This window comes from Streptococcus mitis (assembly GCF_008763935.1).
GTDB classification, from domain to species: Bacteria; Bacillota; Bacilli; order Lactobacillales; family Streptococcaceae; genus Streptococcus; species Streptococcus mitis_DB.
Genome location: NZ_VTQF01000017.1, coordinates 1 through 5,450, shown reverse-complemented (window position 1 = coordinate 5,450; position 5,450 = coordinate 1). Strand labels below are relative to the sequence as shown.

Below are 5,450 nucleotides of genomic sequence, written 5' to 3'. Positions count from 1 at the left end.
CCAAACGGCTTGATTTGAGTTTTGGTATTTTTGCCCGACGGGGTGAAAAATACAGTTGCTACGATATTGCGCCCGTTTGGGCGACGGGCGCGGTTTGGATTATTTGAAATTCAATATCGGCCAACCTTTTGCTTTGGCTTCTTGTTCCAGCTCGGCATCGGGATTGACGGCGACGGGTTCGTTGACGAGGCGCAGCAGCGGCAGGTCGTTTTTGGAGTCGCTGTAAAAATAGGTTTTGCCATAGCTTTCGAGCGTTTCGCCGCGTTCGGCGAGCCATTGGTTCAGGCGGGTTATTTTGCCTTCTTTGAGACTGGGTGTGCCGATGTAGTTGCCGGTGTAGCGGCCGTCGGCACCGGTTTCAAGTTGGGTGCCGATAATGTTGGTGATGCCGAAAAGGTGGCAGATGGGGGTGATGATGAACTCGTTGGTCGAGGAGATCACGAGGGTTTCGTCGCCCGCCATTTGGTGGCTTTGCACCAGCATACGCTGCATGGGTGAGATGTGGGGTGTGATGAACTCCGCCATAAATTCGCGGTGAAATTCCGCCAGCTCTTCTTTGCTGTAACGGGCGAGCGGGGCGAGGTGGAATTTGAGGAAGGCGTCGATGTCGAGGCAGCCGTTTTGGTAGTCGCGGTAGAATTTTTCGTTTTGCGTTTCGGTTTCGACAGCGTCAACCAGCCCTTTTTTGATGAGGTATTGCGGCCAAGAGTGGTCGGAATCGGTGTTGATGAGGGTGTTGTCGAGGTCGAAGATGGCGAGGTTTTTCATTGGGTTTCCTGTTGTTTCAAAAGCTGGCGCAGAAGCGGCAGGGTGATGCGTTTGCCCATGGTAACGGCGTAGTTGTCCAGCGTGTCGAGCATCTGCATCAGGCTGTCCATGTCGCGCCGCCAGTGGTTGAGCAGGTATTCGAAGATTTCGGGGTCTATGGTGACTTGGCGAGCCGCCGCCATGCTGACGAGCGCGTCAATTTTTTCTTGGTCGGTCAGGGGTTTGACTTCGTAAACGAGGCAGTACGCCATGCGGGTGCGCAAGTCTTCGCGGATGACGAGCTGTTGGGGCGTGTGTTCGGAGCTTAACAGCAGAAAGCCTTTACCGCTGTTGCGGAAACGGTTGAATACGGCAAACAGGAGGGCTTGTTCTTCGTTGCCCAGTTTTTCGATTTGGTCGATGGCGAGGTATTCGGCTTCAAAGGCGGCTTCGGTCAGGGGCGTGGCGGCGGCGTCGATATAGACGGCTTTTTTCCCCGCGTCGAGCGCTTGGGCGACCCACGCGCGCAGCAGGTGGCTTTTGCCCGCGCCTTCTTCGCCCCAGACGTAGATAAACGGGTCGTGTTTATGCTGTAACACATAGACCAGTTCGGCATTTTCCGTTCCGAGGAATTTGTCGAAACCGGGATAGCCGCGTTCGGCGAAGTCGAAAATAAGCTGGTTCACAAAGGCATACCGGATGGGTTGGAATCGGGTTTATTGTACGTTGTTTTGTCAGGGCGCATCAAGGCGCAGGGTCGTCTGAAAAAGGGGCGCGCGGCATGGGTTTCATATACAATGGCAGACATTTTGCAACGCGTCTGTTTTCAGACGACCCCTGTCTTTTTTATTTCAGGAAAATCTCGTGATTTCGACCCTTATTGATTTTATCCTCCACATCGACCAGCATTTGGTCGAGATTTCCGCGCAATACGGCGTATGGATTTACGCGGTGTTGTTTTTGATTATTTTCTGCGAAACCGGTTTGGTGGTTACGCCGTTTCTGCCGGGCGATTCGCTGCTGTTTGCCGCGGGCGGGATTGCCGCAGTCGGCAGCATGAATATTCATGTCATGGTCGCGCTGCTTTTGGCCGCCGCGATTTTGGGCGATGCCGCCAACTTCATGATCGGCAAGTTTTTCGGGCGCAAACTCTTCGCCAACCCCGATTCTAAAATCTTCCGCCAGTCTTATCTGGAGAAAACCCACGCGTTCTACGAAAAACACGGCGGCAAAACCATCATCATCGCCCGCTTCGTCCCGATTGTGCGCACGTTTGCCCCGTTTGTCGCGGGCATGGGCAGCATGCACTACGGCACTTTCATCCGCTACAACATCATCGGCGCGGTATTGTGGGTCTTGTCGTTTTCCTATGCCGGCTATTTCTTCGCCAATATTCCGGTTGTCAAAAACAATCTGGCTTTGGTCATGGTGGCGATTATTGTGATTTCCATCTTGCCGGGCGTGATCGAAGTCATCCGCGCGAGAAGGGCGGCGAAGAAATAAAAAATGGAACAATAAGAAAAGGTCGTCTGAAAACGTTTTTCAGACGACCTTTTGCAATCGTTCCAAGCTTTTATTGATAAACACGTCCATTGTGTTCCAACCAGCCGTCGGTATGGCGGCCTGCGGGGTCGTGGTGCGTCCAATGGAGGACGCCGCCCTGCTCCGACCATTCGTATTCGCCGTAGAAGCCGACTTTATCGCCTTTTTTCAAGCCTTTGATTTTGTCGGCGAGGTCGATGTTGTGTGCCACTAAAAGGGTTTGCCCGCTCGACAGCTTCAAGATAAACCGCTGATGACGCGTGCCTTGGTTGTCGTCAGGCAGCGTTTTGAGAACCGTACCTGCGCCCTTCACTTGAATATCGCTCTCTTGGTTTTCAAAGGCTTGCTGCAATATTTGTTCCGCGCTGCCCTGTCCTACTTGGCGGTCGAACTTCGGCTGCTTCGGTTGCGACTTTTTGGATGGAGGCTGCTCAGGCTCTGGCTGTTCGGATGGGCGTTTTTCCGCTTGGGTTTGGGTCTGCGTTTGGGTTGGTACGGCATCCGCTGCCTGACCCTGCCGCCCCTGCTGCATTTTTTGATAACCGATTGCCACGGCGGTAACAATCAGTATCCAAATCCATTTGTTTTTGTTCATAAAATCCGCGCCCAAAAAAATGCCCGACGGTGTATCGGGCATAAGTTATTTGAAAGGAGTTAAATCACGATAACGTGAGCCGCCATTATATACAAAACCGGCGGAAAAATCAGCATTTTCAGGCTAATACCTGAAGCGGCTGCGTTATCACGCTTTTTTGTTTCCCTGACTGTATTTCATTTCGTATTTGATGTCGTTTAGGATTTTTTTCACGTTGTAATCCAAAAGCTGTTCCACCAAATCGGGCGCCTGCTCGCTGAGGGTTTGTTGGAGCTGGTAGGTAAACAGCGCCATTTGTTTCTGCACGGCGGTGCGTATCATGCCGTTGACTGCGTCGGCGACGTGCGGGCGCAGGCGTTTGATTAAACGCTCGCTCAGGTCTTGCTCGGAAATGCAGAACACTTCCCTGCGGTTGATAACCTGCGGGTTCAGCACGTTGATATTGACGGTAATCGGCGGCATTTCTTGCTTGAGGTCGTCTGAAACCTGCTCTTGCGCCTGCGGATTTTCATTTTCAGACGACGTTGCCTCTTCTTTTTCGGGCGCGTCAAATTCGACCGTTTTACGTTTCGGGTTCAGCCAAACCGTACGCGTGGACTCGATTTGTCTGTCTGACGCGCTCATTTGCAGCGAAGACTGCGCGTTCAGCCAGTTTTCCTGCAAAATCACCATCGCATCGGTCTCCGCCGTTTCGGCAGCGTCTTCCTCCAGCATGGCGTTATGCTCCTCCTGCCATTTGCGCAGATATTCCGTCAACACGGCATCGCGGTTGGCATCGTCGAGCTTGACCGACTTGGCTTTGGGCTTCTGCTCGAGAGCTGGCTCTTGAGATTCGCGCACCAAAGGCGCGTGTGTGTAAGGTGCGTTCAATTGGCGGGTTTGACGCAGCTTTTCCAAGCGGCTTTCCCAATCCAGGCTTTCATCCGTTTGTTGTGGCGTATCGGGACGATTCGTATCCATTTTTTGCTTTCGTTCTTCCGTTGTGTCATTTCATTTCACGCGCATAGCGAATGCCGTGATTTGCTATAATGCGGTATTTTAACAGATTCCTAGGAACACATCATGAGCAGCATCGAACAACGCCTCGAATATTTGGAAGAAGCCAACGACGTTTTGCGTATGCAGAACCACGTCCTCGCCACCGCACTCAAAGGTCTGATCCGTTCGCTGCCGTCCGACATGGCAAACGAAGCCGTCGAGTCCATCCAGCTTGCCTTTGAAGACGCGCTCGCCGAGTTGAACTACGAAGACAGCCCGCATACCGATCTCTTCCATGACGTAACCTACGCTTTTTTCCGCGAAAAAGAACACTGACGCGTAGCGACTTCCCCAAACCGTGTTAAACTATCCGTTTATTTATTAATATCCGTAAAGAAGGAACCTCCCCATGAACATGAAAAAATGGATTGCAGCCGCCCTCGCCTGCTCTGCGCTGGCACTCTCCGCCTGCGGCGGTCAAAGCAAAGACGCATCCTCGTCAGCCCCTAAAGCCGACAAAGTGTACCGCGTCGCCGCCAACGCCGAATTCGCCCCCTTCGAATCATTGGATTCCGCCGGCAACGTTGAAGGTTTCGACATCGATTTGATGAACGCCATGGCAAAAACCGGCAACTTCAAAGTCGAATTCAAACACCAGCCTTGGGACAGCCTCTTCCCCGCGCTCAAAAACGGCGATACGGATATCATTATCTCTGGCGTAACCATTACCGACGAGCGCAAGCAATCCATGGATTTCACCGACCCTTATTTTGAAATCACCCAAGTCGTCCTTGTTCCTAAAGGCAAAAAAGTCGCCTCTTCAGACGACCTCAAAAACATGGCGAAAGTCGGCGTCGTTACCGGTCAAACCGGCGACTTCTCCGTTTCCAAACTCTTGGGCAACGACAATCCGAAAATCGCCCGCTTTGAGAGCGTTCCTTTGGTCATCAAAGAGCTGGAAAACGGCGGCGTGGATGCCGTGGTCAGCGACAGCGCGGTCATCGCCAACTATGTGAAAAACAACCCGACCAAAAGCATGGACTTTATCACGCTGCCTGATTTCACGATTGAAAACTACGGCATCGCCGTACGCAAAGGCGACGAAGCGACCGCTAAAATGCTGAACGAAGCGCTGAAAAAAGTACGCGACAGCGGCGAATACGACAAAATCCACGCCAAATACTTCGCCAAAGAAGGCGATAAAGCGGCAGCCGCCAGCCAAGCAGCCAGCCAACCTGAAGCAGCCAAATAATCTGTTTCAACGTTCTTAAGCAATAAGAAAGGTCGTCTGAAAGCCTGTATCGCGGGTTTCAGACGACCTTTTGTTTATTTTGTTTAATGAGCCGGCCATTTTATCTCTAATGACGGCTATACTATCCCTGCAATTTTCCGACTGACATCTACGGACAATCGTCCCAAGAGATTCAAACGTTTTAATGTTTGCAACGACATTGCAAGATTTTGCCCAAAACTTCAATACCCTTGAAAGTGAATTTATGTCCAATCAGATAGAACAACAATCAGACTTGTATATCGGAACTCCCGTATCATAGCAACAAACCGCCCGGCCGCCACCCGCATCCCACCA

The 5,450-nt window shown here is 51.9% G+C and carries 7 protein-coding genes; 3 read left to right on the top strand and 4 right to left on the bottom strand.

What is annotated here, in order from left to right:
• Nucleotides 1–99 precede the first annotated feature (99 nt).
• Both F9B91_RS11885 and hda read right to left on the bottom strand, forming a co-directional pair.
• A complete protein-coding gene (locus F9B91_RS11885) occupies nt 100–768 on the bottom strand; it encodes an HAD family hydrolase (RefSeq protein WP_070538892.1) in 669 nt (222 codons plus the stop codon).
• Nucleotides 765–1,433 (bottom strand): DnaA regulatory inactivator Hda, encoded by a 669-nt coding sequence (gene hda, locus F9B91_RS11880; RefSeq protein WP_003763115.1) that lies wholly within the window; start codon nt 1,431–1,433, stop codon nt 765–767. Before hda ends, F9B91_RS11885 begins: the two co-directional genes overlap by 4 nt.
• 178 nt (nt 1,434–1,611) lie before the next feature.
• Here hda and F9B91_RS11875 point away from each other — a divergent pair, with 178 nt between their 5' ends.
• The gene (locus tag F9B91_RS11875; protein WP_049228728.1) at nt 1,612–2,250 is read left to right on the top strand and encodes a DedA family protein; all 639 of its coding nucleotides are present in this window, start codon (nt 1,612–1,614) and stop codon (nt 2,248–2,250) included.
• A 70-nt stretch (nt 2,251–2,320) separates the two neighbouring features.
• Here the strand turns inward: F9B91_RS11875 and F9B91_RS11870 are convergent, their stop codons facing one another.
• Both F9B91_RS11870 and F9B91_RS11865 read right to left on the bottom strand, forming a co-directional pair.
• Nucleotides 2,321–2,926 (bottom strand): DUF3465 domain-containing protein, encoded by a 606-nt coding sequence (locus tag F9B91_RS11870; protein WP_049228726.1) that lies wholly within the window; start codon nt 2,924–2,926, stop codon nt 2,321–2,323.
• Nucleotides 2,927–3,031: 105 nt separating this feature from the next.
• Nucleotides 3,032–3,844: a hypothetical protein gene (locus F9B91_RS11865; RefSeq protein ID WP_049228725.1), complete on the bottom strand. Its 813-nt coding sequence runs from the start codon at nt 3,842–3,844 to the stop codon at nt 3,032–3,034.
• 102 nt (nt 3,845–3,946) lie between these two features.
• Between F9B91_RS11865 and F9B91_RS11860 the strand changes: the two genes are divergently transcribed.
• A complete protein-coding gene (locus tag F9B91_RS11860) occupies nt 3,947–4,198 on the top strand; it encodes an NGO1151 family protein (protein ID WP_016687175.1) in 252 nt (83 codons plus the stop codon).
• A 73-nt stretch (nt 4,199–4,271) separates the two neighbouring features.
• Nucleotides 4,272–5,114, top strand: coding sequence for a basic amino acid ABC transporter substrate-binding protein (locus F9B91_RS11855; protein ID WP_049228724.1), 843 nt, complete (start codon nt 4,272–4,274; stop codon nt 5,112–5,114).
• The last annotated feature ends 336 nt before the right edge of the window (nt 5,115–5,450 follow it).

Bases quoted from the DNA above. Each gene is read 5' to 3' on its own strand.
- F9B91_RS11885 (WP_070538892.1), bottom strand. From the start codon at position 768: ATGAAAAACCTCGCCATCTTCGACCTCGACAACACCCTCATCAACACC.
- F9B91_RS11870 (WP_049228726.1), bottom strand. From the start codon at position 2,926: ATGCCCGATACACCGTCGGGCATTTTTTTGGGCGCGGATTTTATGAAC.
- F9B91_RS11865 (WP_049228725.1), bottom strand. From the start codon at position 3,844: ATGGATACGAATCGTCCCGATACGCCACAACAAACGGATGAAAGCCTG.
- F9B91_RS11860 (WP_016687175.1), top strand. From the start codon at position 3,947: ATGAGCAGCATCGAACAACGCCTCGAATATTTGGAAGAAGCCAACGAC.
- F9B91_RS11855 (WP_049228724.1), top strand. From the start codon at position 4,272: ATGAACATGAAAAAATGGATTGCAGCCGCCCTCGCCTGCTCTGCGCTG.